The organism is Sporichthyaceae bacterium (assembly GCA_036269075.1).
Taxonomy (GTDB): Bacteria; Actinomycetota; Actinomycetes; order Sporichthyales; family Sporichthyaceae; genus DASQPJ01.
In genome coordinates this window covers 56,681-83,425 of sequence record DATASX010000118.1, presented here as the reverse complement: position 1 = coordinate 83,425, position 26,745 = coordinate 56,681, and the positions used below count along the sequence as shown (strand labels likewise).

Below are 26,745 nucleotides of genomic sequence, written 5' to 3'. Positions count from 1 at the left end.
CCCGCGCCCACTCTCATACGCGGGCATCGCGACGCTTCTTGGCGAGCACCAGCGACCAGCCCCAGAATCCCAGGCCGATCCCGGCCACGGCCGTCCACGGCCACCAGGAGTCGTGGTGGCGCGCCAGCCGCGCGTGGAAGGGCAGCATCACCAGCAGGGCCACGGTCCAGCAGGCGATGCCGACCGCAATCACCCGGGACTCGTCGATGGCCAACGGGGGCGGATCGGGCCGACGTGGCTTGGCGTTGGCACGCCGACCTCCGGACATGCCCGCCAGCGTACGCAGGACCTCAACTTCTGGACGGGTCCGCGCCCTACGCGGGCGGGCGAACGGGGAATATCCCCGACTGTAGTTCGTTAGCACAAGTAACGACCTACAGTGAGTGGTACGACGATCGGCGGAGCATGAAGACCTTGGCGGCAGTAGACCCGGAGCTCGCTCACAGCGTGCGGGTCGCGGTCATGCGACTGTCCCGCAAGCTGCGCAACCGCGGCGGCGCGGCGTCCCTGACGGTCAGCCAGGCCTCCGCGTTGGCGACGCTGGACCGTCGCGGCCCGCTGACTCCAGGCGCGTTGGCCGAGCTGGAGATGGTGCAGCCGCCGTCGATGACCCGGCTGCTGTCGGTGCTGGAGGAGCGCGGCCTGGTCGTCGCGGCGCCGCACCCGCAGGACGGTCGACAGAAACTTGTTCGCGTCACCCCGGTGGCGCACCGGATGCTCGACGCGGATCGGGCCGAGCGCCGGACCTGGCTGATGCAACGGATGGCCTCGCTGACCGACCGCGAACTGGCCACGCTGCGCGCTGCTGCCCCGATCCTCGAGAAGTTGACACAGGAGGGGGGAGCCTGAGTCGATGAGCCCGACTTTCAGCTCATTGCGGGTGCCGAACTATCGGCTGTACTTCAGCGGGATGCTCGTGTCCAACACGGGCACCTGGATGCAGCGGGTCGCGCAGGACTGGCTGGTCCTGCAGTTGACCCATGGGAGCGGCACCTGGCTCGGTTTTGTGACGGCTCTTCAGTTCCTGCCGTTGCCGCTGCTCGCGCCGGCCGGTGGGGTGCTGGCAGATCGGATGTCCAAGCGCCGGATCCTGCTCGCGACCAACACCTCCATGGGTGTGCTGGCCGCGATCCTGGCGGTGCTGACGCTCGGCGGGGTCGTCAACGTCTGGGAGGTTGCGGTCCTGGCCTTCGGGCTCGGTCTGGCGACCGCGGCCGACAATCCGGCCCGGCAGTCCTTCGTCGTGGAGATGGTCGGTCCGTCCGACCTGTCCAACGCGGTCGCGTTGAACTCCGCCTCGTTCAACGGGGCGCGGCTGCTGGGGCCCGCCGTCGCCGGCCTGCTGATCGAGTTGTTCGGCGGCACCGGTTGGGTGTTCACGCTCAACGCGATCTCCTACGCCGCGCCGTTGGTCGCCCTCTGGCGGATGCGCTCGGACCAGTTGCGGCCCTCGGAGCGGACCCCGCGCGGACGCGGTCAGGTGCGTGAGGGACTGCGCTACGTGCTGGGCCGCCCGGACCTGGTCGCGGTGTTGGCGATCGCCTTCTTCACCGGCACGTTCGGGATGAACTTCCAGATCACCAACGCGTTGATGGCCACCCAGGAGTTCGGCAAGGGCGCGGGGCAGTACGGCCTGCTCGGCTCGGTGCTCGCCGCCGGCTCACTGGCCGGGGCCCTCATCGCGGCGCGGCGGAGGACCACGCGGGTACGTCTGGTGATCATCGCGGCGATCACGTTCGGCGTGCTGGAGATGCTCGTCGGCCTGATGCCGACCTACTTCTGGTACGCGCTGATGCTGCCGCCCGTCGGGGTCGCGTCCATGACGACCATGAACGCCTGCAACTCGACGATCCAGTTGGCCGTCGAACCGCGGATGCGCGGCCGGGTCATGTCGCTGTACCTGGCGGTGTTCTTCGGCGGCACCCCGATCGGCGCCCCGGTGGTCGGTTGGCTGGCCGAGCACTACGGGCCGCGCTGGTCGCTGCTCGGCGGCGGCTTCGTGACCGCGGCCGCCGCAATGGTCTGCGCGCTGCTCCTGGCACGCCGTACCGGGGCGCTGCGCCGCGACCGGCCGAGCGCACCCGTAGCCTCTCCGGCGTGGGTAGGCGCGCTCGACCATTGATCACCGCGGTGCTGGTGCTCCTGCTCCTGTCGGTGATCGCCTCGGCCCTGATCCACTGAGGTTCTGCCATGCGGCTGGATGAACGCAGCGCCCGCGACCGGTTCGCCCGGGCCCGGACGGTTCGGCTCGCGACCGTCGACGCGGGCGGGCATCCGCACCTGGTGCCGATCACGTTCGCGGTCCTCGCGGCCGGCGCCGCGGTGGTCTTCGCGGTCGACCACAAACCGAAGACCACCACCCGACTGCGGCGTCTGGACAACCTCCGGGCCAACCCGGCTGTCGCTCTGCTGGCCGACGAGTGGTCCGAGGACTGGACCCAGCTGTGGTGGGTCCGCGCCGACGGCACCGGGCAGGTGCTGCCCGACGACGATCCCGGACGCGGAGCGGCCGTCGCGGCTCTCGTCGAGCGGTACGAGCAGTACCGCGAGCGGCCACCGGCCGGCCCCGTCGTGCGCATCGCGGTGGACCGGTGGTCCGGTTGGTCCGGTGCCGCGCCCTGACCGGTTCATCCGGGCCCGAACGCAGCTGCGACGGGTAGAATCGGGCACAAGCGAGCCACGACGGTGTCGGTGGCAGCGCGGCGGAGGGCGACGTGCGGTCCGGCTTCGTGCGACGAACGTCCCGGCGACTGACCGCGGTCTGTGCCGGTCTGACGCTCAGCCTCGCCTGGGCGATTCCGGCCCGAGCCGCCGATCCGGTTCCGCCCTACCAGTTCACGATCCGCGCTGCCGCCGTCGAGCAGTACCTTCAGTTCTTCCGTGAGGTCGACTCCGACGTCGGCTTCAGCCGGGTGTTGCTGGCCCACGAGCCCGGGGCGGCCGCGGGGTCGTCGAAGGCGCTGGGTGCCTCCTACTGGCTGCCGACCGACGACGCCCCCTGCCTGCTCGGCTGCGAACCGCCGTGCCCGCCGAGCGCCGTCGTCAATGCCACTGTCGCCCGTACCGCCAACCCCAAGGACTGCGACGACAAGGTCCCCGGCCTGGCCGCGTTCGGCGTGCCTGCCGATGTGACGAAGCAACTCGGCGACGGGGCCAGGCCCCGCTCCGACGCCCGGACGCCGTCGACCTATCTGGCGACGGGGTCGGCGCGGGTCGCCGAGTTCGCCGGCAACGCCGGGCTGCGGGCGGCCGCGGCCGGCAGCGAGTCGACCGCCGCGGTCGATCCGGCCACCGGCCGGTACACCGGTACGGCCCGCGGCTACGTGGCCGACCTGCAGTTCGCGGGCGACCGGCTGGCGACCGTTACCAGCCTGCTGCGGGTCACCGCCGAGCCCGGTGGGACACCCAAGGTGGACTACCTGCTCTCGTTGCTGGCCAGCGGCGGTGGCGGCTGGCAGTCCGGGGTCGACCAGGGCTCGTTCACGATCGCCGGCACCGCCATCCCGCTGGCCGACCTGATCGGCCGGGTCAACGCGCAGCTGGCGGCTCTGGGGTCCAGCCTGGGCAACCTGGCCGACCTCGGCGTGCGGGTCCTGGCCCCGGCCACCGACTACGTGCCCGGCACCGACCGCTTCCGGGTGGCCGCGCCGGTGTTGCTGCTCGGCGTCTCCCCGGACGTGTCCACACCGACCCCGAACCGCGACACCGGCATCCGCCTGGGCAACGCGGTGTTCGAAGGGTCCTACAACCGGCCCGACCCGCCGCTGCGCTGACCCCGCCGGCCCCACCGGCACAAGTCGCCTCAGGCCGCGGCCTGGCAGGCTGGGGCGGTGCCTGAGCCGTTGTCCGACGTCGTCGCCGAACTGCGCGGCCTGCTCCTCGACGCCGGGTTGCGGCGTGCGGTGGCCGCCGGCCGGCGCCGCGGCAGCGAGCCGCCGGCCTGGCGGCGCGCGGAACTGCGTCCGGTCCAACTGCGCTCGGGCCTGCGGTTGCAGGAGGTGCGCTACGACGAACGCACGGCGCACACCCGCAACCTCGCCTATCCGACCGAGGCAGCGAGCGCAGTCGACGAACTGCTCGCGGCCGGCTGGGGCAACTGGCACGTCGACTCCGCGGCCGGCACCGTCCAGGTCCGGGTGACCAAGTCCGGCACGGCCCAGGTCCACCGAGCGCCCGCGGCGGAGGCACCGGAACCTGATGCGGCGTCACATGACCGGGCGAAGCAGCGCCTGCTGGCTCCCGACGACCCGCTGTTCGGGGTTCTCGGGGCCGACGCCGCCAAACGCCGGCAGGTCGACGCGTTCCTGCGGGTGCTCGCAGCCGAACTCGACGCCGTCGCCGACCGCGACCCGTTGCACGTCGTCGACCTCGGGTGCGGCAACGCCTACCTGACCTTCGCCGCGCACCGGTTCCTGTCCGCCGACGGTCGCGACGTGCGCCTGACCGGCGTCGACCTGCGCCCGGCCGCCGCCGCCCGCAACGCCGAACTGGCGCAGCGCCTCGGCGCGGCCGGCGCGAGATTCGTCGCCGGGACGATCTCGGCGGCCGACGTCCCGCCCGGTGATGTCGTGCTCGCCCTGCACGCCTGCGACACCGCCACCGACGACGCCTTGGCCCGCGCGGTCTCCTGGCGCAGCCCACTGATTCTGGCCGCGCCCTGCTGTCACCACGAGACCGCCGCGACCCTGCGCTCGAGGACCCCCGACCCCTACGCCAGTCTGCTGCGCCACGGGATTCTGCGCGAGCGCTTCGCCGACGTGCTCACCGACGGCCTACGGGCGTTGCTGCTGCGGCTGCTCGGCCACCGCGTCGATGTGGTCGAGTTCGTCTCCACCGAGCACTCGGCCCGCAACGTGGCGATCCGCGCGGTCCGCACCGACGCCGACCCCGCGCCGGAGCTGGTCACCCAGTACCGGGAACTCGTCGCTGCCTGGGGTCTGCGCCCGGCGCTCGCCGCCCACCTGGCAACGGAACTGAAGCGGCGTCACGGCGGCGAGTGGTGAGGGGTGGCGGCCGGGGTCGGCGGTGCGGTGCCCATCCCGAGCTGGGAGGCACAAGCGTTGCCGAAGCCCGCGATCTTCATCTGCAGCCTCGTGAACGACGGCGAACCAGCACCGTCGAACAGGGCATTCACCAGGTCGGCCTCGAGGATCTCGCTGTTGAACTTGGCCACCATGCAGTTGGTGAGTGAGTCCGGTAGTTGCTTGCCCTCGTTGGTGGTGCGGATCGCGGCGAGTTGCCCGGGTCGGAACGGCGACGGCACCCCGGTCCGATGCTCGCAGTCGGCGAAGTACTTGCCGATCGTGCTCTGGCCGGAGGTCATGCCTTGGGCGAAGGCCCGGTACTCCGGGTCGGGCAGGGCCTGGGTCTCGGCCGGCACACAGGTGCGCAGTTGGTCGTTGGAGAAGGGGTTGTCGGCACCCGATGCCTGGTGGTTCTTGCCCAACGCCAGCGAGTTCTGCGCCCGCAGGTAGTCCGCGCCCTGCTCGTTCAACTGCCAGTTCCCGCCCCAGCGGACGAACTTCCAGGTCCCGCGGGCCCCGGCGGTGTTCCCGCCTCGGTCGGTCACCGTGGCGGTGGCGAAGTCACCGCTGACCGTCAGCGCCGCCACGGTGCCGCCGGACGGCCTGTCCGTCGCGCCCTGATCCTGGCCGGCCTGCACACAGGTGGCCGCATTGCCGAATGTCGCAGCGACAAATCCCGGGGTCATCAGGTTTCGGCAGGCCGTCGCGGGATCCTTCGCGGCCAGGATCTGGTCGACCACGCGCGCGATCGCGACCCGATCCGCCTGACCAGCCGGCGCCGGGCGGCCGCCCAGGGTAGGTGCAGGCGAGGGGTGCACCTCGATCGGCCCCACCACCTGCCCAGCCGGAGCAGCGGTGTTCGACGAGCCGCCGGCACCGCAGCCGCCGATGCCGGCCAGGACGAGCAGCAGTGCCGCAGGGCTGGACAGGCGCATGGAGCGGACCTCCGTCGGCGGGCGAGGGCGTCACCCTAGAACCGGCGTGCCACGCCCGGACGTCGCGCACATTGCGAGGGCGATTCCCGCGGTTCACGCCGATGTGTCGCTGCGGGCGCTCAGCGGCTGGGCAACGGCTTCGCTGAACTAGCCGACCTCGGTGCGCATCGCCTCCACCGGCTGCAGGCGCGCGGCCTTGGCGGCGGGATAAAGGCCGAAGACCAGACCGGTGCCCAGCGCCATCCCGAAGGCGAGGTACACCGAGTACGGAGCTATGGACGGCTCTACGCCATCGATGCGGAAGCGGGACGTCACGAAGCCGAGCAGCACACCGAGGCTGCCGCCGAGGATCGTCAGCATCAGGGCCTCGCCGATGAACTGGCCGATGATGTCGGTCGGGTCGGCGCCGACGGCCTTGCGGATGCCGATCTCCTTGGTCCGTTCCTCCACCGAGATCAGCATGATGTTCATCACGCCGATGCCGCCGACCAGCAACGAGATCCCGGCCACCGAACCCAGCAGCACCGCCAACGTGCCGTTGGCCGCCGAGCCGACAGCGCCGACCGCGGAGGCGCGGGCGATCGAGAAGTCGCTGCGGCCGTCGGGCACGTGATGGCGCGCGTCGAGCACGGCCGTGATCTCCTGCTTGGCCGCGGGCAGCGAGGCCGGGGAGTTCGGCGCGACGGCGATCGCGTCGACGGGGCCCATGCCCGGGTGGATGAACCCGTGCAGGTAGTCCTCGACCGCGGTGCCGGTGCAGATGGCGCGGTCGTCGATGCTGTGCTGGTCGGCGTAGCCCTTGGACGCGAGGATCCCGGTGATCCGGAACGGTTCTGCGGCGAGCGGAATGTCCTGGCCGAGCAACGCGGTCGGGTCTCGCGGGCTCAGCCCCGCGGCTACTGCGGAGCCGAGGACGCACTGGCGGTAGTGCATGGTGTAGGCGAAGTCGGTGAAGTCCTGCCCCGCAGCGAGGGTGTCGTGGTCGATGTCGAGGAACTCCGGCGTGGTCCCGATCACCAGGCCGATGGTCGCCGAGGACTGCCTCCATTGCGCCATGACGTTGTTCACTACCTGTCCCGGTGCCACCCCGGAGGCATCGGGAACCGAGCCGTCGGCCAGTGCCTGCACGTCCGAGTGGGTGAGCTCCGTCCGATGGGTCGCGGTCGCGGTGCCGCCGCTCCCGCCCGGCAGGACGATCAAGGTGTTTCCCCCCAGCTGGTCGATCGACGCGTCCACCGACTGCTGCGATCCGGTCCCGACCGCCACCAACGTGACGACGGCGGCCACACCGATCGCGATACCGAGGATCGTGAGCGCCGAACGGGTCTTCTTCGCCACGATGCTGTCCACCGCGAACCGGAAGCTCTCGCGCAGACGCAGGTTGCGGGTCTCGTGCAGGCGCAAGGGCATCCTCATGGCCTACCGCAATGCCGGCGAACTACCCGCCGGAAGTCGCTCGTGGTGACGGTGAGTCAGCTCGCACTGCGATCACTGCCACCGCGGCCAGCGCCAGCAGACCCGGCACGACCAGGAACGCCCGGTGCAGTCCGGCGGCGTCGCCGAGGGCGCCGAGCAGCGGTGGCGCCAGCATCCCCGCGCACCCGGTGCCGACGGCGATCCGACCGGACGCTGCATCAGCCCGGCCGCCGGAGGCCGCCACCGCGCGGGAGACCGCCAGCGGGTAGTGCAAGGCCATCCCGGTGCCGGCCAGGATCAGCGCCGCGATCGCGGCGGCCGGGGTGACCGAGACCCAGAACAGCGCGAATCCGATCCCGGCCAGCCCCAGCGAGCCGAGCAGCAGCCCGTCGATGTGCTGACGTAGCGTCAGGACCGTGCCCAGCAGGCGCCCCAGGAACATCCCGCCGACGATCGCGCCGGCGGCCGCGGTCGCCGCCGCGGCCGACAGGCCGTCGCGGGTGCGCAGCAGGTCAGCTGCCCAGAAGGTCATCGAGAACTCCACGCCCTCGACCGCGACCACCACCGACCAGGCGATCCAGTAGGCGCGGGGGAGTCGGTCGCGGCGCGGCCCGCCCGCTGCGGGGGGCGGGGCGCCGTCCGGGACCGCCGTCGCCGAGTGCCGCACGGCGAAGATCGCGGCCGGGACCAGCAGCGAGGCCAGCGCCACCCGCCAGCCGAAACCGGCCGCCACCGCGGCCCCGACCGCCAACGGGCCGAGCAGGCCCGCACCCGCGCACACCGCGTTGGTCTCGGTGATCGCGGCCACCCCGCGGGGCCCGTGGTTGTCCGACAGGATCGCCGCCGACCCGGCCACCAGCAGCGTCCCGAACCCACCGGCGAGCAGCGCGCCGGTCAGCGTGAGCGCGACATGCGGGCCGGAGCACAGCACCACCAGCCCGGCGCACATTCCGGTCAGGCCGAACCAACCGGTGCGCCGGCGGCCGTATCGGGCGCACAACCGCGGGTAGGCCAGACCGGCAACGATCGAACCCAGCGCGATCGCGCTGCCGTGCAGCCCGGCCACCGCACGGGTCAGGCCGAACTGCGAGCGCAGCAGCGGCACGACCGGCTCGAAACCGAACAGGAAGTAGCCCCACAAGGCCAGTTGCCAGTGAACCAGCCAGGTCACCCGGTCCCGCCGGTACGGCTCCACCGCCCCACCCAACGGACTTCTGCTGCCCGTCCCACCCATCGAAGGCCTCCGATAGGTGCGACAGGCAGCAGAAGTCGAGGAGTCGGGGTCAGGCCAGGGCGGCGACGACGTGGTCGATGCAGGCGGTCAGCGCCTCGACGTCGGCCGGGTCGATCGCCGGGAACATCGCGACCCTCAGCTGGTTGCGGCCGAGCTTGCGGTACGGCTCGGTGTCGACGATCCCGTTGGCGCGCAAGACCTTCGCCACCGCGGCGGCGTCGACCGAGTCGGCGAAGTCGATCGTGCCGACGACCGCCGAGCGCTGCGCCGGGTCGGCGACGAAGGGCGTCGCGTACTCCGACTTCTCCGCCCAGGTGTAGAGGCGGGAGGAGGAGTCGGCAGTCCGGCCGGTCGCCCACTTCAGGCCGCCCTGGCCGTTGATCCAGTCCAGTTGCTCGGCCAGCAGGAACAGCGTTGCCAGCGCCGGGGTGTTGTAGGTCTGGTCCTTGGTCGAGTTGTCGATCGCGGTCGGCAGGTCGAAGAAGGTCGGGATGTAGCGCTCCGAGTCGGAGATCTCGGTGACCCGCTCCAGCGCGGCCGGGGAGAACAGCGCGATCCACAGCCCGCCGTCGGAGGCGAAGCACTTCTGCGGCGCGAAGTAGTAGACGTCGGTCTCGGTGACGTCGACGGGCAGGCCGCCCGCGCCGGAGGTGGCGTCGACGAGCACCAGCGAGCCCGGGTCGGTGCCGGCCGGCCGCGCGATCGGCAGTGCCACGCCGGTCGAGGTCTCGTTGTGGGTCAGCGCGTAGACGTCGACACCGGACTCCGCCTTGGCCTGCGGGTGGGTGCCCGGCTCGGACTTGATCACCGTCGGTTCGCCGAGCCACGGCGCGCCCTTGCAGACCTCGGCGAACTTCGAGGAGAACTCGCCGAAGTTCAGGTGCTGCGAACGCTCGCGCACCAGGCCGAACGATGCGATGTCCCAGAACGCCGTCGCGCCACCGTTGCCCAGCACGACCTCGTAGTCCTCCGGCAGCGAGAACAGCGACCGCAGCCCGGTTCGGACGCGGCCGACCGTGTTCTTCACCGGGGCCTGCCGATGCGAGGTGCCGAGCAGGGAACTGCCTACCGCGGCCAGCGCGGCGACTGCCTCGGGCCGGACCTTGGACGGGCCGCAGCCGAACCGTCCGTCGACGGGCAGCAGGTCAGCGGGGATCACGATCTTGTCGCTCACGACGCGGGTTCCTAACGAACTCGGAGGATTTGGCCGGCCCGTCGGCAGTGGCGGTCCTCGACCATTGTCCCGTACTCGGCCTGGGCGCCGCATCCGCTGCGCTGGCGGCCCGCTGTGAGTGATCGCTAGGGTCGCCGCCGGAGGTACGAAATGCGCGCCCGTGGTTCGATTGTGGCTCTGGTCACGACGTTGGCACTGACGGGCTGCGGGAGTTCCCACCCGCAGTCCGCGCCGGCGTCGACCCCCACCCCCGACGCGAGCGCCTCGCCGAGTGCGAGCGCGGCACCCGTCAAAACCCCGGACGCGAGGGCCACCCCGGGCTCGACCTCCGACGTCTCGGCGATCACGAAGATCGTCAAGTCGGTCGCCGTCACCGCGGACTACCAGCACGTCGTGTGCCAACAGTTGTTCACACCGGACTTCGTGACCACGGCCTTCGGCGGAATGAACGACTGCCAGGAGTACCAAGTCGGCGCCGGCACCGGCAGCCATGCGACCGGCGCGTCCGTCTCCGACGTGAAGGTCGAGGGCGACACCGCCGCGGGGAACGTCGCTGTCCAGGGCGGAAGCGCGGGCGGGTCCACCGGTACGTGGTACTTCCAGCGGTCCGCGGGGACCTGGCGGGTGGCCGACCAAGGGGTCAACTACCTGCGCTCGAACTTCAAGCTCGGCATCGCTCGGCAGGCCAGCACCGACTCCTCGAACCCTTTCGCCGACACGGTCTACCGTGATTGCTTCGCCGTAACGGTCCTGGCCCTTCCCGACGGCCAGTTCCGGACCGCGTTCTTCGCGAATCAGGCCGGCGTAAGCACTCTGGGCCAGGTGGTGGCGCCCTGCGACGCGAAGGCGCCGGGCGGCGTCTCGCCGTTCCGGGCGCTGTTCGAGAAGGAGATCCGCAGCGCGCTGGCCGCCCAGCAGCTTTCCGCCACGACCCAGAACTGCGCGGTGTACGCCATGAAGAAGACGATCTCCGACCCGGATCTGACCGACGCGATCCTGGACGAGACCGTGCCGGGTGCGGCCGCGGACAACAACCTGCAGTCGCTGGAGACCGTCACCCTGAGCACGTGTCTGGGCGGCCCGACCTCGTCCGCCGCGCCCCAGCCCTCCTAAGCTCGGCTCATGGCGACCACAGTGGAATTCCCCAGCAATGGCGACATGGCGAGCGGGTACCTGGCGGTGCCCTCATCCGGACGCGGACCGGGGGTGCTGGTCCTGCAGGAGTGGTGGGGCCTGGACCCCGCGCTGAAGATCATGGCCGACCGGTTGGCCGAGGCCGGGTTCGTCGCGCTGGCGCCCGACCTGTACCGCGGCGACCTGGCCACGCACGACGAGATGGACAAGGCCGCCGGGCTGATGAACTCGTTGCCGCCGGACCGGGCCGCGCGCGACATGAGCGGCGCGGTCGACTTCCTGGCCGGCCACGAGGCCACCACCGGTGAGTCGATCGGCGTCATGGGCTTCTGCATGGGCGGCCTGCTGACGATGCTCATTGCCGCCAACCGCGGCGACCGGATCGCGGCGGCGGTGCCGTTCTACGGCTTTCCGCCGCCGGACATGGAGCCGGACTGGTCCGGCCTGACCGCCGTCGTGCGCGGCCACATGGCCGGGGACGACGACTTCTTCGCCCCCACCGCCGCCCACGCGCTGGAGGCCAAGCTCCACAAGCTGGGCAAGGACGTCCAGTTGACCGTCCACGAGGGCGCCGGCCACGCCTTCATGAACCCGCACAACTCGCTCGGCAACCTCGACGAGGCGCTGGCCGCGAAGGTCTGGGCCGAGGCCATCGCGTTCCTGCACGACCAACTCGGCTGACCCGCCGGTGACCCAGGCCGGGCTGCCGGGGCCGGACCCGGCCCTGGCCGGGATGCGCCGGGAGTACATGGTCGAGGGGCTGGAGGTCTGCGACCTCGACGCGGACCCGCTGACGGCCTTCGGTGTCTGGTTGCGCGAGGTCGCGGCGGCCGGGCTGGCCGAGCCGAACGCGATGGTGGTCTCGACCGTCGACGCGACCGGCGCCCCGCAGTCCCGGATGGCATTGCTGAAGTCGTTGGACGAGCGCGGGTTCGTGTTCTTCACGAACTACACCTCGGCCAAGGCCCAGGACCTGGCCGGCAACCCGGCGATCTGCCTGCTGTTCCCGTGGCATGCCCTGCGTCGACAGGTGATCGTGCGCGGGACCGCCGCCCGGGTCGGCCCGGCGGAGTCCGCCGAGTACTTCCACAGCCGTCCGCGAGCCTCGCAGTTGGGCGCCTGGGCAAGCCGCCAGAGCAGCGTGCTCACCTCGCGCACGGAACTCGACGAGCGCTTCGACCAGGTGGCCCGGCGCTGGCCGGCGGGTACGGACGTGCCGGCGCCGGACTTCTGGGGTGGCTTCCTGGTAGTGCCGGACTCGGTCGAGTTCTGGCAGGGCCGGGCCTCCCGGTTGCACGACCGGCTGCGCTACTTGCGCGAGCCGGACGGTTGGGTGGTCAGGCGGCTGGCTCCCTGACGGGCACCGCCGTCGCGGCTGCCACGCGGCCGGCGTAGCGGGCGGCGCGTTGCCGCTCCAGCTTCAGGTGCGGGTTGTTCTTGTCGTTCAGGGTCGGCGGCCCGAAGACGTGCAGAACGCCGCGCCGCACCCGGTAGCCGATGCGCCAGGGCAGGTCCTCGAGGCCGTGCGGTTCGTGGCTGGTGTCCTCGGTGTGCTTCATGGCGTCTCCTTAGCGAGCTATTAGTTAGTACACTAATTGATAGCGCACTCACGATCTAGGGGTACGATGGAGATGTGACGATGAAGACACCGACCCGGAAGATCGACCTCGGCGACGACCCGTTGAAGTTGGAGCGGCAGGTCTGCTTCGCGCTGTCGGTGGCCAGCCGCTGCGTGATCGGCATCTACCGGCCGCTGCTGGAGCCCTACCAACTGACGCACCCTCAGTATCTGGTGATGCTCGCGTTGTGGGACGGCGGCCCCTGTACGGCCAAGGAGTTGGCCGCGGCGTTGCACTTCGACCCGGCCACGCTCTCGCCGATGCTCAAGCGACTGGAGGCGCTGGGCTACCTGACCCGGGAGCGCGGTAGCGCCGACGAGCGGGTGCTGCACGTCGACCTCACCGCGAAGGGGAAGGCGTTGCGGGACGAGGCCGTGAAGATCCCGTACGCGGTCGTCGAGCGGCTGGGCATGGAGGTCGAGGACCTCGTGGCGATCCAGCAGGCGCTGATGGGCGTCATCGCCGCCACCGACCGGATGCCTGCCGCCGACGTCGACCCGCTGGCCTGAAGCCCGTACCCGGACGCGGAAAGGCCCGCGGGTCGGTCGGCGAACCGACCTGCTCGAAGGGACGTACCTCGAGCACCCGCGGGCCCCGGTGACTGCCTTGGATTCGCCGACCGCGTCGCGACGCGCGCCGGTGAAGGCAAGCGAGTCAGCGGCTAGCTAGCAGCCACCTCACGCGTCCGATAGCTACACAAAGCCTCGACCACCTCCCTTCCGTGTGCCATCGAAGGTACGCCGCCCGGCGCACTAAGTCGAGGAGATTTGTTTGAGCCTGCGCAACGCCTCGTCGCGCTCGGCGAAGTGCTCGACGATCCGCTCCGGATAGCCATGGACGTAACCGTTGTCGTGGTCCCAGGGCGCGTGCGCGGCGCCGCCCTCGAGATGTCGCAGTTCGGGAATCCAGCGCCGCACGTACGCCCCGCCCGGGTCGAACTTTGCGCCCTGCAGCATCGGGTTGAACACCCGGAAGTACGGCGCCGCATCCGTGCCGCAGCCGGCCGCCCACTGCCAGTTCAACTGGTTCGACGCCAGATCGCCGTCGCGCAGGCAACGCATGAAGTGTCGGGCCCCGTGCTGCCACTCCACGTGCAGGTCCTTGACCAGGAAGGAGGCGACGACCATCCGGACCCGGTTGTGCATCCAGCCGGTATCGGCCAGTTGACGCATCCCGGCGTCGACCATCGGGAAGCCCGTGCGGCCCGCACACCAGGCCCGGTAGTTCTCCTCCGGCGGGTCGTAGCGCATGCCTGCGAACGCCTCGCGCAGGTACTGCCGTGCGCTCGCCGGCCGGTGATGCAGGACGTCGGCCCAGAACTCCCGCCAGGCCAACTCGGAACGGAACGTGGCCGCCCCGCCGGTGGCCCGCGGGTCGCGGTCGAGGCCGAGGTCGGCCAGGTCGGCCAGGAGCGTCCGGGGATGAATCTCACCGAACTTCAGCGCAGTGGACAGATCTGACGTACCGTCAACATCAGGTCGATCCCGACGTTCGTGATAGTCCGGCAACCCGGCGTCACGGAACGCGACCCAGCGTTGCACCGCCCGCTCCTCGCCGGCCGCACACTCGCGCTTGCACTTCGGCACCGACTTGCCGCCCTTCGCCGACATCCACTCGACGTCGTCCGCCTCGGGTGCCGGGTCGCGCCAGCCGTGCTCCAGCCAAGCCTTCTTGAACGGGGTGAACACCTTCAACGGCTCGCCGACCTTGGTGAACACCCGGCCCGGGGCCACCGCGTACGCCGATCCGGTGCGCACGAGCTCGATGCCGTGCTCGGCCAGTGCCGCCTCGACCGCGGCGTCCCGAGACTTGCCGTACGGCCCGAAGTCGGCGGCGACGTGAACCGCCTTCGCCTTGACCGCGCGGGCAGCGAGCACGACCTCGCGGACCGGATCGCCGTGCAGCACATGCAGGCCGACCGCGCCGATCCGCGACGACAACGCGGTCAACGAAGCGGCCAACCACTCGCGGCGCGGGGAGCCGGACGGGTCCCACAACGCCGGGTCGACGACGAACAACGGCAGCACCGCAGCCGGACTGCCGCCGAAGCCGGGCAGGCCCGCGGCCGACAGCAGGGCCGGGTTGTCGGACAAGCGGAGATCCCGCCGGAACCACATGACGTTCGCTTCCACCCGGAGAGCCTAGGTCGCCGGAGGGGTCCGCAATCCCGCTGGTCCGGGCATGATCCACACCCCCGCGCGGTGCCTTCCCCCGACGCCTGCCACGCCGTACGCTGCGGCGATCCGGCGCGTCTGGCGAACGGAAGGGGTGGCCGTGTGACCCGACCGACGTCCGCCGCCGGGCTGCAGCGCGCATGAGCAACGTGTCACCCGCAGCCATGACCATGGCTGAGCCCCCGGCCGGCGCCGCCCCGGCTTCCGGCCCGGGCCCGACGCGATCTCCGGCGCAGATCGCCTGGGCCAGGTTCCGGCGCGACCGCGTCGGAGTCATCTCCGCCGCGGTCGTCGTGTTCTTTCTCGCTGTCGCCCTGCTGGCCCCGGTGATCGGTTGGATCTACGGCCGTAACCCGTACACCACGTACGGGGTCAACCAGGGTGGTCTGCTCACTCCCAGCGGTCTGCCGGCCCATCGCCTCGGCGGGATGAGCAGTCAGTTCTGGCTCGGGGTGGAACCGGGTCTGGGCCGCGATGTGTTCATGCAGCTGGTCTACGGCGCCCGCACCTCGCTGTTCATCGCGTTCGTCGTCTCGCTGATCACCACCGTCTTCGGGGTGCTTTTCGGGATCGTCATCGGTTATCTCGGGGGCAAGGTCGACATCGTCGGCGGGTGGATCATCGACGTCGCCCTGACGTTCCCCGGCCTGCTGCTGCTGATCGCGCTGAGCCCGATCATCGAGGCGAAGTTCACCTCGCCAGACACCGAGATGCGGACCTGGATGCGGTTTGCGGTCGTCATCATCGTGCTGTCGATTCTCGGCTGGATGGGCTCGGCCCGGCTGATCCGCGGTCAGGTGCTGTCCCTGCGGGAACGGGAGTACATCGACGCGGCGCGCATGTCCGGAGCCGGCACCCGGCGGATCGTGTTCCGCGAACTGCTGCCCAACCTGTGGTCGCCGATCCTGATCGTGATGTCGCTGTCGATCCCGGGTGTCATCACCGGTGAGGCGGCGCTTTCGTTCCTCGGCGTCGGAATTCTCGAGCCGATCCCGGACTGGGGTCGGATGGTGAAGAACGGCGCAGACGTGTACTTCGCCGACCCCACGTACCTGATCGTGCCCGGTGGGGCCCTGCTGATCCTGGTGATCGCGTTCAATCTCCTCGGCGACTCGCTGCGCGACGCGCTCGACCCGAGGGGCGTCAAATGAGATCCCGGTGGCATCGCCGGCTCGCCGGGCCAGTGGCGCTGGTCTGCCTCGCCGGCCTGAGCGGGTGTCAGTTCGGTGGCCACGGGGACAGCGCTGCCGCCGCGGACACGTGTGCGGCCAAGGACTCGGCGGAGGCCGCGACCGTGTACAGCTACAAGATCGACAACACGGCCCAGGGCCCGGCGACTCCGGCGCCCGGTGCACACACCGGTGGGGCGATCCGGATCTACGACGCCTCCGACTACCCGCACCTGGACCCGGCGCGCATCTACGTCAACAACGAGCAGTCGGTGGCGTTCCTGCTCAGCCGGGAGCTGACCGGCTACGTCCAGCACGGGACCGACATCCACCTCGTCGGCGACCTGGCCACCGACACCGGCCGGACCAGCGACGGCGGTAAGACCTGGACCTACACGTTGCGCGACGGCGTCACCTGGGAGGACGGCTCGCCGATCACCTCGGCCGACGTGAAGTGGGGACTGGAACGGGAATTCGTCCCCGACTACAGCGAAGGCCCCACGTACTTCCAGTCCTGGATCGCCAACACCGGCGACTTCCACTCGGTCTACCAGGGCCCCTACGACGGCAAGTCGCTGGACGCGATCGCGACACCGGACGCCAAGACTGTCGTGATCTCTTTCAAGAGCCCCCAGCCGGACCTGCCGTTCGACATGGCCTTGCAGGGCGCGCCGGTCAAGCAGAGCAAGGACACCCGCCAGGCCTACGACCAGCACCCGCTCGCCTCGGGCCCGTACAAGATCGCCTCGCGCGAGGTCGACAAGTCGCTGCTGCTTGTCCGTAACACGGCTTGGAAGGCAGACACCGATCCGATCCGCACGGCCTATCCGGACTCCTGGATCTTCAACCTCGGCGAGACCGCGCTGCAGACTACCCAACGGCTGATCGGTGCCGCCGGCGACGACGCCGCCGCGATCACGCTGTCCGACGTGGTGCCCCCGCAACTGCTCGACGAGATTCTGTCCCGTCCGGACCTGCAGGCACGGTCGGTGGTCTCACTGGCCCCGTTCGTGAACTACGAGGCGATCAACACCAAGCGCGTCACCGACCTCCGGGTCCGCCAGGCGCTGATGTACGCCTGGCCACGCTGCCAACTGCGGCAGTTGGAGGGCGGTGCGGCCGTCGGAGAGTTCGCCGACGCGCTGTCCTCGCCGACCCTGCTCGGCCATGTCGACGACGACACCTATCACGTCCCGCCCGCCGGCGACCCGGACAAGGCCCGCGCCCTGCTGAAGGAGGCCGGGCAGCTGGGTCGCCAGATCGTGATGCCGTACAACCCGCAGTCCGAGGGTTCCCAGCAGGCGATGATCATCGTCAAGGAGTTCCTCAAGAAGGCCGGCTTCAACGTGGTGGCCAAGCCGACCGACCCGAAGGCCCTGATCGACGAGACAGGCGACCCGAGCAACGCATACGACACGTACGGCTCCGCCTGGGCCGCCGACTGGCCGAGCGGAGCCACCGTCTACCCGCCCAAGTGGGACGGCCGGCTGATCGTCCAGGCGCCCGGGAACACCGACGAGTCGTTCTTCGACGACCCGAAGATCGACTCCGAGATGGACCAGATCAAGACCATCACCGACCCGGTGGAGGCCGGTAAGCGCTGGGCCCAGGTCGACCGCGAGATCCGTGCCCAGGTGCCGGAATTCCCGCTCACCTACTTCCGGTCCCGCCAGATCTACGGTCCGCGTATCGGGGGAGCGACCTTCGACAACGTGTACGGGGAGATCTCGCTGAACTACCTCTACGTCAAATGACCTGCGCCGCGACTGTTCGGAGGGGATAGATCCGTTGATCGGTTACCTGATCCGCCGGCTGTTCACCGCCGTGGCGACCTTGGCCGTGGTCAGCGCGATCACGTTCTTCCTGTTCTTCGCGCTGCCCGGCGACCCGGCCCGCATCGACTGCGGGAAGGTCTGCACGCCTCAGAAATTGGCCGACATCCGGCACACCCTGGGCTTCGACCACCCGATCCTCGTCCAGTACTGGGACTTCCTCAAGGGGATCTTCGTCGGCCGCGACTACAGCCAGGCGGGGCAGAAGGTCCACTGCTCCGTGCCCTGCTTCGGGTACTCGACGGTCAACCACCAACCGGTCTGGCACACCCTGCTCCAGCGCTTCCCGGCAACGATCTCACTCGCGATCGGCGCGGCGACGATCTACCTGATCGTCGGGATCGGCTTCGGCGTTGTGTCGGCGCTGCGGTCGCAGAGTTGGATCGACCGATTGGGCATCGGTTTCACGGTCTTCGGTTCGTCGTTGCAGATCTTCGTGGTCGGACCGATTCTGATCCAGTTGCTGGTCCGCGACTGGCATGTGATGCCGACCCCGCAGTACGTACCGATAACCGACGACCCGGTCGGCTGGTTCAAGGGCTTGCTGCTGCCGTGGTTGGTCCTGGCGCTGGTCTCGATGGCGTTCTACGCCCGTCTGACGCGGGCTCAGATGTTGGAGGCGATGGGCGAGGACTTCGTCCGCGCCGGGCGGGCCCGCGGCATCTCCTCGCGGCTGTTGCACTTCAAGCACACCGGCCGGGCGACGCTCTCGCCGATCATCACGGTGTTCGGCCTCGACCTGGCCGGTCTGCTGTCCGGTGCGATCATCACCGAGTCGGTGTTCAACATCCAGGGCCTTGGCCGCCTGGCGCTGACCTCGGTGCAGCAGTCGGACCTGTCAATCATCATGGCCACCGTCCTCGTCGGCGCCGTGCTGATCCTGATCGCGAACGTCATCGTCGACATCGTCTACAGCGTCATCGACCCGCGGGTCCGGATCGGATGACCGGGGCCGCCGAGCAGGCACCGCTGCTCTCGCTGGACGACCTGCGGGTGACCTTCCGGACCGACGACGGACCGGTGCAGGCCGTCAACGGGATCTCGTTCGAGCTGACCGCCGGTCGGACGTTGGGCATCGTGGGGGAGTCCGGGTCCGGCAAGTCCGTGACCGGGCTGTCGATCCTGGGCCTGCACGACCCGCGCCGCACGACCGTCACCGGCTCGATCCGGTTCACGGGCAAGGAACTCGTCGGCCTCGACGAGTCCGGGATGAACGCGATCCGCGGCAAGTCGATCGCGATGGTGTTCCAGGACGCGCTCACCGCGCTCTCGCCGTTCTGGACGGTCGGCAACCAGATCGCCGAGGGCTACCGGCGACACACCGGCGCGACCAAGAAGCAGGCCCGCACCCGGGCGATCGACCTGCTGGGCCGGGTCGGCATCCCGCAGCCCGAGCAGCGGGTCGACGGCTACCCCCACGAGTTCTCCGGCGGTATGCGGCAGCGCGCGATGATCGCGATGGCGCTGGCCTGCGACCCGCGAGTGCTGATTGCCGACGAACCCACGACCGCGCTCGATGTCACCGTCCAGGCCCAGATCCTCGACCTGCTGGCGAATCTGCAGTCCGAGTTCGGCACGGCGATCATCCTGGTCACCCACGACCTCGGGGTGATCTCGCAGGTCGCCGACGACGTCCTGGTCATGTATGCCGGGCGGACCGTCGAGTCCGGCGCGGTTCACGACGTGCTGCGCCGACCGACCCACCCCTACACCTGGGGACTGCTGTCCTCGGTCCCGCGGCTGGACTCGGCCGGCTCCGAGTTGCTGGCCATCCGGGGCACCCCGCCGAGCCTGATCGCCCTGCCGCCGGGATGTTCGTTCCGGCCCAGGTGCGACTACGCCGCGCAGGTCCTCGACGGCTCCTGCGAGCGGACGATGCCGGACCTGGTCCCGGCCGGGTCGACGGCCTCGCGCTGCCATCTCGACGCGGTGCGCCGGCGGCGGATCCTGGTCGAGGAACTGCTGCCCCGCTGGAGCGGCACCACGGCAGCGCAGTCATGACCGCCACCCCGCTGTTGCGGGTCAGCGAGCTGGTCAAGCACTTCCCGGTGCGCGGCACGTCTCTGACGCGGCGTCAGGTCGGGGCGGTGCGGGCGGTCGACGGGGTCTCGTTCGAGGTGGGCGCAGGCGAGACCCTCGGCCTGGTCGGGGAATCCGGTTGCGGCAAGACCACCACGGGCCGGTTGGTCTCGCGGTTGCTCGAACCCGGCGCCGGGACGATCGAGTACAACGGTCGCGACATCGCGCACCTGAAGGCGAAGGATCTGCGGGCGCTGCGCGGCGAGATCCAGATGATCTTCCAGGACCCGTACGCCTCGCTGAACCCGCGGCACACGGTCGGCTCGATCGTAGCCGCGCCCATGGAGATCAACGGGATCGACCCGCCCGGTGGGCTCCGGGCGAAGGTCCAGGAACTGCTGGAGACCGTCGGGCTGAACCCGGAGCACTACAACCGTTTCCCGCACCAGTTCTCCGGCGGACAGCGGCAACGGATCGGCATCGCCCGGGCGCTCGCGCTGCGCCCCAGCCTGATCGTCGCCGACGAGCCGGTCTCCGCGCTCGACGTCTCGATCCAGGCGCAGATCGTCAATCTGCTCGGCGACCTGCAACGCGATCTGAACCTGGCCTACGTGTTCATCGCGCACGACCTCGCGGTGGTGCGGCACGTCTCGCACCGGGTCGCGGTCATGTACCTGGGCAAGATCGTGGAGATCGCCCCGGCACCGTCGCTCTACGCGGCCCCGCGCCACCCGTACACGAACGCGCTGCTGTCCGCGGTGCCGGAGATCGCCGACGACTCCGACCAGGCACGTCCGGAACGGATCCGGCTGACCGGCGACGTGCCCAGCCCGGTCAACCCGCCGTCGGGATGCCGGTTCCGCACCCGTTGCCCGCAGGCGCAACCGCTGTGCAGCACCGAGGAACCGGTGCTGAGCTCGGCCGGTACGGACCCCGCACACCGGTTCGCTTGTCACTTCCCGATGAACCCGGACCCCGTCGGCAGCTGAGCGACGCGGCCGGACGGGGCCCCTCCGGGGAGAGATCGGATGGGCCCCGCCTGCCGTGGGATTCCCGCGCCGTGGTGCGCGGGGTCGGGGCTGCGCGCCCCTGGTCCTGCTTGCGCTTGCCGGTGTCGGTGAGCCGATTCCTACCGGCGGTGGTGGCGGTGGTGATGGTGGCGGTGATGGCTGCCGCCGTCCCCGACGTCGTTCCAGTCCTCGTCAGGGTCGCCGTAGTCCCCGCCGTGATCGCCGTAGTCCCCGCCGTGGTCGCCGTAGTCACCGCCGCGGTCGCGGTACGGGTCCCCGCCTCGATCGCGCCGTCCACCGTTGTCGGGACCGCCGCCCGTGCCCCGGCCACCGGTGGTGATGGTGAGGGTGGCGCAGGCGGTGCCCGTGCTGCTCGTGCCGGTGGCGTCGGTGACCGTGAGGCAGACCTGGTGGGTGCCGACGGTCAGGCCGGTGGTGCCGATGGTGGCGGACAGGTGTGCGGTCGTGGCCTCGGTGCCCGGGCGGCCGCGCCCGCCGCCGTTGGTGACTGTGACGTTCGGGGGTGTCACCCCGTCGATGGTGTAGCTGGCCGAGGCGATGGTGGAGGTGGTGCTGGTCGCGGTTGCGGTCAGGTGGACCGGGGTGCCGGCGGTGGTGGTGCTGGGGTCCAGGTGGATGTTGGAGATGGCCGGGGCGGTGGCGACCGGGGTGGTGGTGATGGTCAGGGTGGTGCAGTCGGTGCCGGTGCCGGGGCTGCTGGTACCGGTGGCGTCGGTGGCGATGAGGCAGATCGTGTGGCTGCCGACGGTCAGGCCGGTGGTGCTCACGGTGGCGGTCAGGCGTGCGCTGGTCCCGGTGCCGCGGCTGCGGGTCTCCGGGGTGACGGTGAGGGTCTGCGCGGTGCCGCCGTCGATGCTGTAGGTGCCCGAGGCGATGGTCGAGGTGGCGCTGGTCGCGGTTGCGCTCAGGTGGACCGGGGTGCCGGCGGTGGTGGTGCTGGGGTCCAGGTGGACGTGGGAGACGATCGGATCCGTGGCCGCTGCTACCGTCCGGTCGGCCACCGCCGCCTGGCCCCCGTGCCGCTGCCCGACGTTCGACTGCGCCCCGCTCGGCGGCACCGGTGTCGCCGATGCCGCGCTCACGACACCGATCCAGGCGCTCGCCGACAAGGCTGCCGCTACGGCAACCGCTACTCCACGACGGCCCTTGCGGCCCGGACCTGACCGATACATCGATGACCCCCTACGAGATGGCGTTGCTCCGGCAACGAGACAAGCGAAGATCCACTTCGCCGGGGCGCACATTCATGAAGAATCACCCGCACGGAGCAATCGGGAGAACACCGTCGGCCAGGAACGGCTATGGGAGAATTGTCGCTGCACCGGTGGTAGGAAAACCCAACCTGCAAGGAATCTGACTGATCGTCAGTTCAACACTCGGCGGACCGCTCCGGTGCACCGGGGGACTTTCGGCCCATCACCGCAGGGAATTCCTCACCACTGCGAAACCGTCCGCCGGAGTCCAGGGACAACGTTTCCGCGCCCCGTCCGTGGCTTTGCCACGAGGTCATCCGGACAGCGGTCAGTGCCGCGGGTCCTCCGCGAAACGGGCTACCTCAGGTCAGGTAGTGCACGTCGTCGACGTCGACGAAGGCCCGGCGGTGGTTGAAGGAGATCTCCACCAGCTTTCGGTCGCCCGTGACATGGACCCGACGCTCGGGGTGCGCCGCGCTGCCCTGGTAGTCGTCCGACGGGCGGATCGCGTTCGCGACGTATCGCTGCCCGGCCTGGATCCGATACTGCAACGGCACCAGGTCGTCCGGGACGATGTGTGCCGGGAACGCGCTCTTCTCCGGATACGCCGTGCCCCACACCGGGATCGAGTCGCGGCCGTCGCGCGGTGTGATCACCTCGCCGGCAGCGCACAGGCCGATCTTGCGGTCCGGGTCGGCGAACCAGCCCTTGTGCCCGCCGAACCAGATCGCGGTCCAGCCGTCGCGCCGGTCAGCCACGACGAAGCGCTGCCCCACCACTGCCCGCGCCGACCAGTCCCAGGTCTGGGAGGTGCCGGGCAGACCCGCGGTGTGCAGGGCCGGGTCGCTGAGCAGCGAGGAGCTGTCGCTCGGGGAGGTGTGCAGGTAGACGACGTTGCTGGCCTGCGACGGCAGGTCGATGCAGCTGTTGTTGCAGTCGGTCAGCGTGTGGAAGTTGTCCGCGAAGCGGGGCATGACGGCGACGACCTCGGGACCGTCCGAGTCCCGGTTCGGGCACGGGTTGTACAGCGGGGCGCCGAGCAACTTGAAGTAGTAGCCCCAGTCCCAGAAGGGGCCCGGGTCGTAGTGCTGCTTGATCGTGCCCGTCGCTTCCTCGGCCGGGATCTCCTCGTGGCCGATGATGTGCTCGCGATCCAGCGGGACGTTGAACCGGTCGGCGAGGTAGCGGACCAGCTTCGCGGACGACTGGTACTGCGCCTCGGTGTACCAGCGGTGGCCGTGCGCGAGGTAGCCCTCGTGCTCGATCCCGATCGAGTGCATGTTGTACCAGAAGTTGCCGGTGTGCAGCGCGATGTCCTTGGTCGCCACCATCTGGGTGACGTGGCCGTCGAAGGAGCGAATCACGTAGTGCGTTGCGGCACCGATGTTGTTGCTGGACCCGTGGAAGTAGTTGAGGGTGTCGCTGTAGGTCGCCTCGGTGTCGTGGATGACGATGTACTTGATGTCCATGCCGTCCCACGGCCGGTCAGCGGTCTTGTAGCGGCCTTCGGCTGCCTGGAGGAACCGGAATTGGGGAGCCTCCGGGAACTGGGCGCCCTCGTTCGCGGTGAACCACGGTCCGGGTTTCGAGCCCACCGTGGGCCTGGTGACAGCCTGGTGGGCGGCGCCTGCGGCCAGACCCGCGGATCCCAGCACGAATCCCCGCCGCGAAAGCCCCTCACCGGGGATCATCTGGTGACTCGCATTCGTTCTCCAACCCGCGCAGAAACCAGGACATCCACGGCATAGTGGGTCGAATCAGTGTCCGTCCCACCGGACCGAGCGTAGGCGATAAGGAAAGGTCGATGCCAAAACTTTGCTCGGATCACCGCCCGGCGATTCCGTCACGGAACCTGACGTGAGTTCATCCGTCCAGGGCATTACGCCGAATGAGTTCAGCGGTCCTGATACTGCCGATTCTCGCGTGGCTCATGTGGCGGTTTCTGTTGCGACCGTATGGACGGATCCGCACAAACCGCGCCCGCTCGAGGCGCCCGCGCTGGGTAACCCGGTCGACGTCCGGCAGTGGTTGGCGAACATGGAGCTGGCCGACAAGTACGGGCTGTCCGACCAGAACATCTCCCAGACGCAGGTGCTCTACGGCGAACCGGTGCACGTGCTGGAGACCGTCGACGGGTGGTGCCGGATCGCGGTGCCCGGCCAGTCGACGCCCAAGAACGCCCTCGGCTACCCGGGTTGGATGCCGGCCGCGCAACTGAGCGAAGACGCGAGATTTGCTGCTGCGACAACGCAATCGTCGCCGGTGACGGTCACCCGGGCCCCGACGGCTTGGCTGCACGCCGACCCGTCGCTGCGCACCCGGGTGCTGGAGGTCAGCTTCCTGACCCGACTGCCACTCGTGAACCGCACCGACGGTGCCTGGTGCCTCGACACGCCGCACGGCCCGCGCTGGATCGCCGTCGCTGACGTGGCGGCACCCGAGGACCGGATCGGCCGCGCGGCACCCGAGGGCGTGGAACTGGTGGAGATCGCGAAAGAATTCCTCGGCCTGCCCTATCTGTGGGGCGGAAGATCGGGATTCGCTCCGGACTGCTCCGGGCTCACTTCGCTGGTTTATGCGGCGGCCGGAATTGATCTTCCTCGGGACGCTTCCGCGCAGGCCGTCGATGCCGCCGGGATCAAGATCGAAATTGCCGATCTGCGTGCGGGTGATCTTTTGTTCTGGGCCAATGACAAAGGCGCCGGCTCGGTTCATCACGTCGCGATGTGCGTGGACCGGGAGACGATGATCGAGGCGCCGGGCTCGGCCGACCCGGTCCGGATCACGCCCATCCGATTCGATGAGGAGTACTGCGGCGCTCGGCGGTTCCTGCGGGCCTGACCGGCGGCCGACAGCGCGGGGCCGGCCCGACCTCAGCTCTGGCCGGGACGACTGGCCGGCACCGGGCCGTGGTGGCCGGCCCCGCCCTGGCCGGCGCCGCTTTGATTTGCAGAGCGGCGCAACCTGATCGCCAGGTCCTGGCGCGGTCCGGCCACCGTGACCGCCATCGCCTCGGGGTGGTGGCCCGCGGCCCAGGCGGCGAGCACGTAGTCGCCCGGGTCGGCCGGCAGCAGGAAGCCGCCGTCGCCGGTGCTCGCCAACCGAGCCACGACCAGGCCGGCCGCGTCGAGCAACGTCAGCACCGCGCCGACCACGGGCTCGCCGGAGTCGTCGGCGACCTGACCTACCAGCGCGACCCGCCCGGTCGCGGTCGGCGGTGGGGCCGATCCGGCGGGGGCCGGCACAGCCTGTCCGGACGGGGGCTGCGCAAGCGCCGCCTGCACGGCCTCCGGCCGCTTGATCATGCCGAGGACCGCGAGGCCGGCAACCAACCCGACCACGCCGGAGAGCCCGAGGCTGGCCTGCAACCCGGACGCGGCGGCCGAGTGCACCGACTCGGTCAGCACCGGCCGGGCCGCCGAGTCGGCCTGGGCGAGCACCAGTGGCGACTGCCCGCCCGCCACCAGGTGTGCCACCCCGGACGCCCCCGGGACGTCCTTGCCGGAAAGGACGTGCTGGGCCCGGGCGGAGAACATCGTCCCCAGCAGCGCGATGCCGAAGGCGTAGCCCAACTGCTGCACCGTCCGGACCGCGCCGCCGGCCATGCCCGCGCGTTCCAACGGCACCGCGTCCATCGCGGTCACGTTCGAGAACGGGATCGCCAGCCCGGTGCCCACACCTACGAGCAGGTATCCCGGGACCAACGCCGGTCAGGAGGCGCCGCCGTGCACGAATGCGAACCCGAGCAGGCCGCCGGCGCCGATGAGCAGCAGGCCGCCGCCGATCACCTTGCCCGGGTGGGCGCCGTGCAGCCGCCGCCCCGCGGTTGCCGAGGTGACGAAGGTGGCCACCGACAGCGGCAGGCCGGTGAGCCCGGACTGGATCGGGCTGAGGTTCTGCACGGACTGCAGCCAGATCGAGGTGTAGGTCAACGCGGAGAACGCGGCAAAGTTCATCGCCACCGAGGCCAGCAGCACCCCGACGAACGACCGGTTGCGCAACAGGCGCAGGTCGAACATCGCGCGGGGGGAGCGGGCCTGCACGATCAGGAACGCGGCCAGCGCCACCAGCGCCGCCGCGACCAGCCAACCGGTGGAGGCGGAGATCCAGCCGTGGTCGTTCGCCCGGATCATCGCGTAGGTCAGCAGGGCGGCCGCGGCGGTGAACGTGGCCATGCCCGCGAAGTCGATCCGACGCCGCTGCTCCGGGGGATCGTCGCGCAGCACCGCCAGACACAGGGCGATCGCCCCGACGCTGACCGGCAGGTTGACGAAGAAGATCCAGCGCCAGGACACCAGTTCGGTGAGCAGCCCGCCGATGATCGGGCCGATCGCGGCCGAGGCCCCGGCCGTGGCGCCCCACAGGCCGAAGGCGGTGCCGCGGTCGCGCCCGCTGTACGCGTTCGTGATCAGCGCGACCGTGGTGGCGAACATCGCAGCCGCGCCCACACCCTGCACGACCCGCGCCGCGATCAGCATGATTGCGTTCGGCGCAACCCCGCAGGCCAGCGAGGAGACCGCGAACACGGCCAGCCCGGCGATGTACGTCGTGCGGCGGCCGATGATGTCGCCCAACGACCCGGCGCCGAGCACGAGGGCCGCCAGCGCCAGGGCGTACGCGTCCAGCACCCACTGCAGTGCGGAGAACGACGTGTCCAGGTCGCCGGCCATCCGCGGCAACGCGACGTTCACGATCGTGATGTCGACCAGCAGCATGAACGTGCCGAGGCAGACCGCCAGCAGCGGTAGCCACTTGCGCATGGCGCCCCCTCCCGTGCCCCGACCGGCCGCC

26 protein-coding genes are annotated in these 26,745 nt (G+C 70.2%); 15 read left to right on the top strand and 11 right to left on the bottom strand.

All coding sequences use genetic code 11. From position 1 onward, the window contains the following. Window positions 1-13: 13 nt before the first annotated feature. The gene (locus VHU88_22400) at window positions 14-268 is read right to left on the bottom strand and encodes a DUF2530 domain-containing protein (protein ID HEX3614455.1); all 255 of its coding nucleotides are present in this window, start codon (window positions 266-268) and stop codon (window positions 14-16) included. A 137-nt stretch (window positions 269-405) separates the two neighbouring features. Here VHU88_22400 and VHU88_22395 point away from each other — a divergent pair, with 137 nt between their 5' ends. The 5 genes from VHU88_22395 to VHU88_22375 all read left to right on the top strand — a co-directional run bounded on the left by VHU88_22395 (window position 406) and on the right by VHU88_22375 (window position 5,003). Then, entirely contained in the window at window positions 406-849 is a 444-nt protein-coding gene (locus VHU88_22395; protein ID HEX3614454.1) for a MarR family transcriptional regulator, read from the top strand. A gap of 4 nt (window positions 850-853) precedes the next feature. After that, window positions 854-2,122 (top strand): MFS transporter, encoded by a 1,269-nt coding sequence (locus tag VHU88_22390; GenBank protein HEX3614453.1) that lies wholly within the window; start codon window positions 854-856, stop codon window positions 2,120-2,122. A 68-nt stretch (window positions 2,123-2,190) separates the two neighbouring features. After that, entirely contained in the window at window positions 2,191-2,622 is a 432-nt protein-coding gene (locus tag VHU88_22385) for a TIGR03668 family PPOX class F420-dependent oxidoreductase (protein HEX3614452.1), read from the top strand. Between the two features lie 107 nt (window positions 2,623-2,729). Beyond that, window positions 2,730-3,773: a hypothetical protein gene (locus VHU88_22380; GenBank protein ID HEX3614451.1), complete on the top strand. Its 1,044-nt coding sequence runs from the start codon at window positions 2,730-2,732 to the stop codon at window positions 3,771-3,773. 57 nt (window positions 3,774-3,830) lie between these two features. Continuing rightward, complete coding sequence (locus tag VHU88_22375; protein ID HEX3614450.1) at window positions 3,831-5,003, top strand: SAM-dependent methyltransferase; 1,173 nt, start codon at window positions 3,831-3,833, stop codon at window positions 5,001-5,003. Here the strand turns inward: VHU88_22375 and VHU88_22370 are convergent. The 4 genes from VHU88_22370 to serC all read right to left on the bottom strand — a co-directional run bounded on the left by VHU88_22370 (window position 4,985) and on the right by serC (window position 9,783). After that, window positions 4,985-5,959 carry a hypothetical protein gene (locus VHU88_22370; protein HEX3614449.1) on the bottom strand — a complete coding sequence of 325 codons (975 nt, stop codon included), beginning with the start codon at window positions 5,957-5,959 and terminating at the stop codon, window positions 4,985-4,987. The genes VHU88_22375 and VHU88_22370 overlap by 19 nt on opposite strands. A 147-nt stretch (window positions 5,960-6,106) precedes the next feature. Then, a complete protein-coding gene (locus VHU88_22365; GenBank protein HEX3614448.1) occupies window positions 6,107-7,375 on the bottom strand; it encodes an ABC transporter permease in 1,269 nt (422 codons plus the stop codon). 22 nt (window positions 7,376-7,397) lie between these two features. Continuing rightward, window positions 7,398-8,609 (bottom strand): MFS transporter, encoded by a 1,212-nt coding sequence (locus tag VHU88_22360; GenBank protein ID HEX3614447.1) that lies wholly within the window; start codon window positions 8,607-8,609, stop codon window positions 7,398-7,400. Between the two features lie 49 nt (window positions 8,610-8,658). Further along, complete coding sequence (gene serC / locus VHU88_22355) at window positions 8,659-9,783, bottom strand: phosphoserine transaminase (GenBank protein ID HEX3614446.1); 1,125 nt, start codon at window positions 9,781-9,783, stop codon at window positions 8,659-8,661. 150 nt (window positions 9,784-9,933) lie between these two features. Between serC and VHU88_22350 the strand changes: the two genes are divergently transcribed. The 3 genes from VHU88_22350 to pdxH are packed head-to-tail and all read left to right on the top strand — an operon-like array spanning window position 9,934 to window position 12,274. Further along, on the top strand, window positions 9,934-10,896 hold the full coding sequence (locus tag VHU88_22350; GenBank protein ID HEX3614445.1) for a hypothetical protein: 963 nt from the start codon (window positions 9,934-9,936) through the stop codon (window positions 10,894-10,896). Window positions 10,897-10,905: 9 nt separating this feature from the next. Further along, the gene (locus tag VHU88_22345) at window positions 10,906-11,598 is read left to right on the top strand and encodes a dienelactone hydrolase family protein (GenBank protein HEX3614444.1); all 693 of its coding nucleotides are present in this window, start codon (window positions 10,906-10,908) and stop codon (window positions 11,596-11,598) included. Between the two features lie 7 nt (window positions 11,599-11,605). Beyond that, window positions 11,606-12,274, top strand: a complete 669-nt coding sequence (gene pdxH / locus VHU88_22340) for a pyridoxamine 5'-phosphate oxidase (protein ID HEX3614443.1) — start codon at window positions 11,606-11,608, stop codon at window positions 12,272-12,274. On the opposite strand, the gene VHU88_22335 is transcribed toward pdxH, so the two are convergent. After that, window positions 12,255-12,476 carry a hypothetical protein gene (locus VHU88_22335; protein ID HEX3614442.1) on the bottom strand — a complete coding sequence of 74 codons (222 nt, stop codon included), beginning with the start codon at window positions 12,474-12,476 and terminating at the stop codon, window positions 12,255-12,257. The two genes, pdxH and VHU88_22335, sit on opposite strands and share 20 nt — an antisense overlap. A gap of 80 nt (window positions 12,477-12,556) precedes the next feature. On the opposite strand from VHU88_22335, the gene VHU88_22330 reads away from it, so the two are divergent. Next, the gene (locus VHU88_22330) at window positions 12,557-13,045 is read left to right on the top strand and encodes a MarR family transcriptional regulator (GenBank protein HEX3614441.1); all 489 of its coding nucleotides are present in this window, start codon (window positions 12,557-12,559) and stop codon (window positions 13,043-13,045) included. Between the two features lie 243 nt (window positions 13,046-13,288). Here the strand turns inward: VHU88_22330 and VHU88_22325 are convergent, their stop codons facing one another. Further along, window positions 13,289-14,668, bottom strand: a complete 1,380-nt coding sequence (locus VHU88_22325) for a deoxyribodipyrimidine photo-lyase (GenBank protein HEX3614440.1) — start codon at window positions 14,666-14,668, stop codon at window positions 13,289-13,291. A gap of 206 nt (window positions 14,669-14,874) precedes the next feature. On the opposite strand from VHU88_22325, the gene VHU88_22320 reads away from it, so the two are divergent. From VHU88_22320 to VHU88_22300, 5 genes are read left to right on the top strand one after another with little or no spacing between them, the layout of a single operon-like run. Continuing rightward, window positions 14,875-15,861, top strand: coding sequence for an ABC transporter permease (locus VHU88_22320; protein HEX3614439.1), 987 nt, complete (start codon window positions 14,875-14,877; stop codon window positions 15,859-15,861). Next, window positions 15,858-17,633 (top strand): ABC transporter substrate-binding protein, encoded by a 1,776-nt coding sequence (locus tag VHU88_22315; GenBank protein ID HEX3614438.1) that lies wholly within the window; start codon window positions 15,858-15,860, stop codon window positions 17,631-17,633. Before VHU88_22320 ends, VHU88_22315 begins: the two co-directional genes overlap by 4 nt. A 34-nt stretch (window positions 17,634-17,667) precedes the next feature. Beyond that, complete coding sequence (locus tag VHU88_22310) at window positions 17,668-18,657, top strand: ABC transporter permease (GenBank protein HEX3614437.1); 990 nt, start codon at window positions 17,668-17,670, stop codon at window positions 18,655-18,657. After that, window positions 18,654-19,712, top strand: a complete 1,059-nt coding sequence (locus VHU88_22305) for an ABC transporter ATP-binding protein (GenBank protein ID HEX3614436.1) — start codon at window positions 18,654-18,656, stop codon at window positions 19,710-19,712. Before VHU88_22310 ends, VHU88_22305 begins: the two co-directional genes overlap by 4 nt. Beyond that, on the top strand, window positions 19,709-20,719 hold the full coding sequence (locus tag VHU88_22300; protein ID HEX3614435.1) for a dipeptide ABC transporter ATP-binding protein: 1,011 nt from the start codon (window positions 19,709-19,711) through the stop codon (window positions 20,717-20,719). Before VHU88_22305 ends, VHU88_22300 begins: the two co-directional genes overlap by 4 nt. Window positions 20,720-20,859: 140 nt before the next feature. On the opposite strand, the gene VHU88_22295 is transcribed toward VHU88_22300, so the two are convergent. Then, window positions 20,860-21,843: an Ig-like domain-containing protein gene (locus VHU88_22295; GenBank protein HEX3614434.1), complete on the bottom strand. Its 984-nt coding sequence runs from the start codon at window positions 21,841-21,843 to the stop codon at window positions 20,860-20,862. 473 nt (window positions 21,844-22,316) lie between these two features. Continuing rightward, complete coding sequence (locus VHU88_22290; GenBank protein ID HEX3614433.1) at window positions 22,317-23,609, bottom strand: peptidoglycan recognition family protein; 1,293 nt, start codon at window positions 23,607-23,609, stop codon at window positions 22,317-22,319. Window positions 23,610-23,886: 277 nt separating this feature from the next. Here VHU88_22290 and VHU88_22285 point away from each other — a divergent pair, with 277 nt between their 5' ends. Next, complete coding sequence (locus tag VHU88_22285; protein ID HEX3614432.1) at window positions 23,887-24,795, top strand: NlpC/P60 family protein; 909 nt, start codon at window positions 23,887-23,889, stop codon at window positions 24,793-24,795. Between the two features lie 32 nt (window positions 24,796-24,827). Here the strand turns inward: VHU88_22285 and VHU88_22280 are convergent, their stop codons facing one another. Beyond that, the gene (locus tag VHU88_22280; GenBank protein HEX3614431.1) at window positions 24,828-25,631 is read right to left on the bottom strand and encodes an MFS transporter; all 804 of its coding nucleotides are present in this window, start codon (window positions 25,629-25,631) and stop codon (window positions 24,828-24,830) included. 33 nt (window positions 25,632-25,664) lie between these two features. Further along, complete coding sequence (locus VHU88_22275; protein HEX3614430.1) at window positions 25,665-26,714, bottom strand: MFS transporter; 1,050 nt, start codon at window positions 26,712-26,714, stop codon at window positions 25,665-25,667. Between the last annotated feature and the right edge of the window lie 31 nt (window positions 26,715-26,745).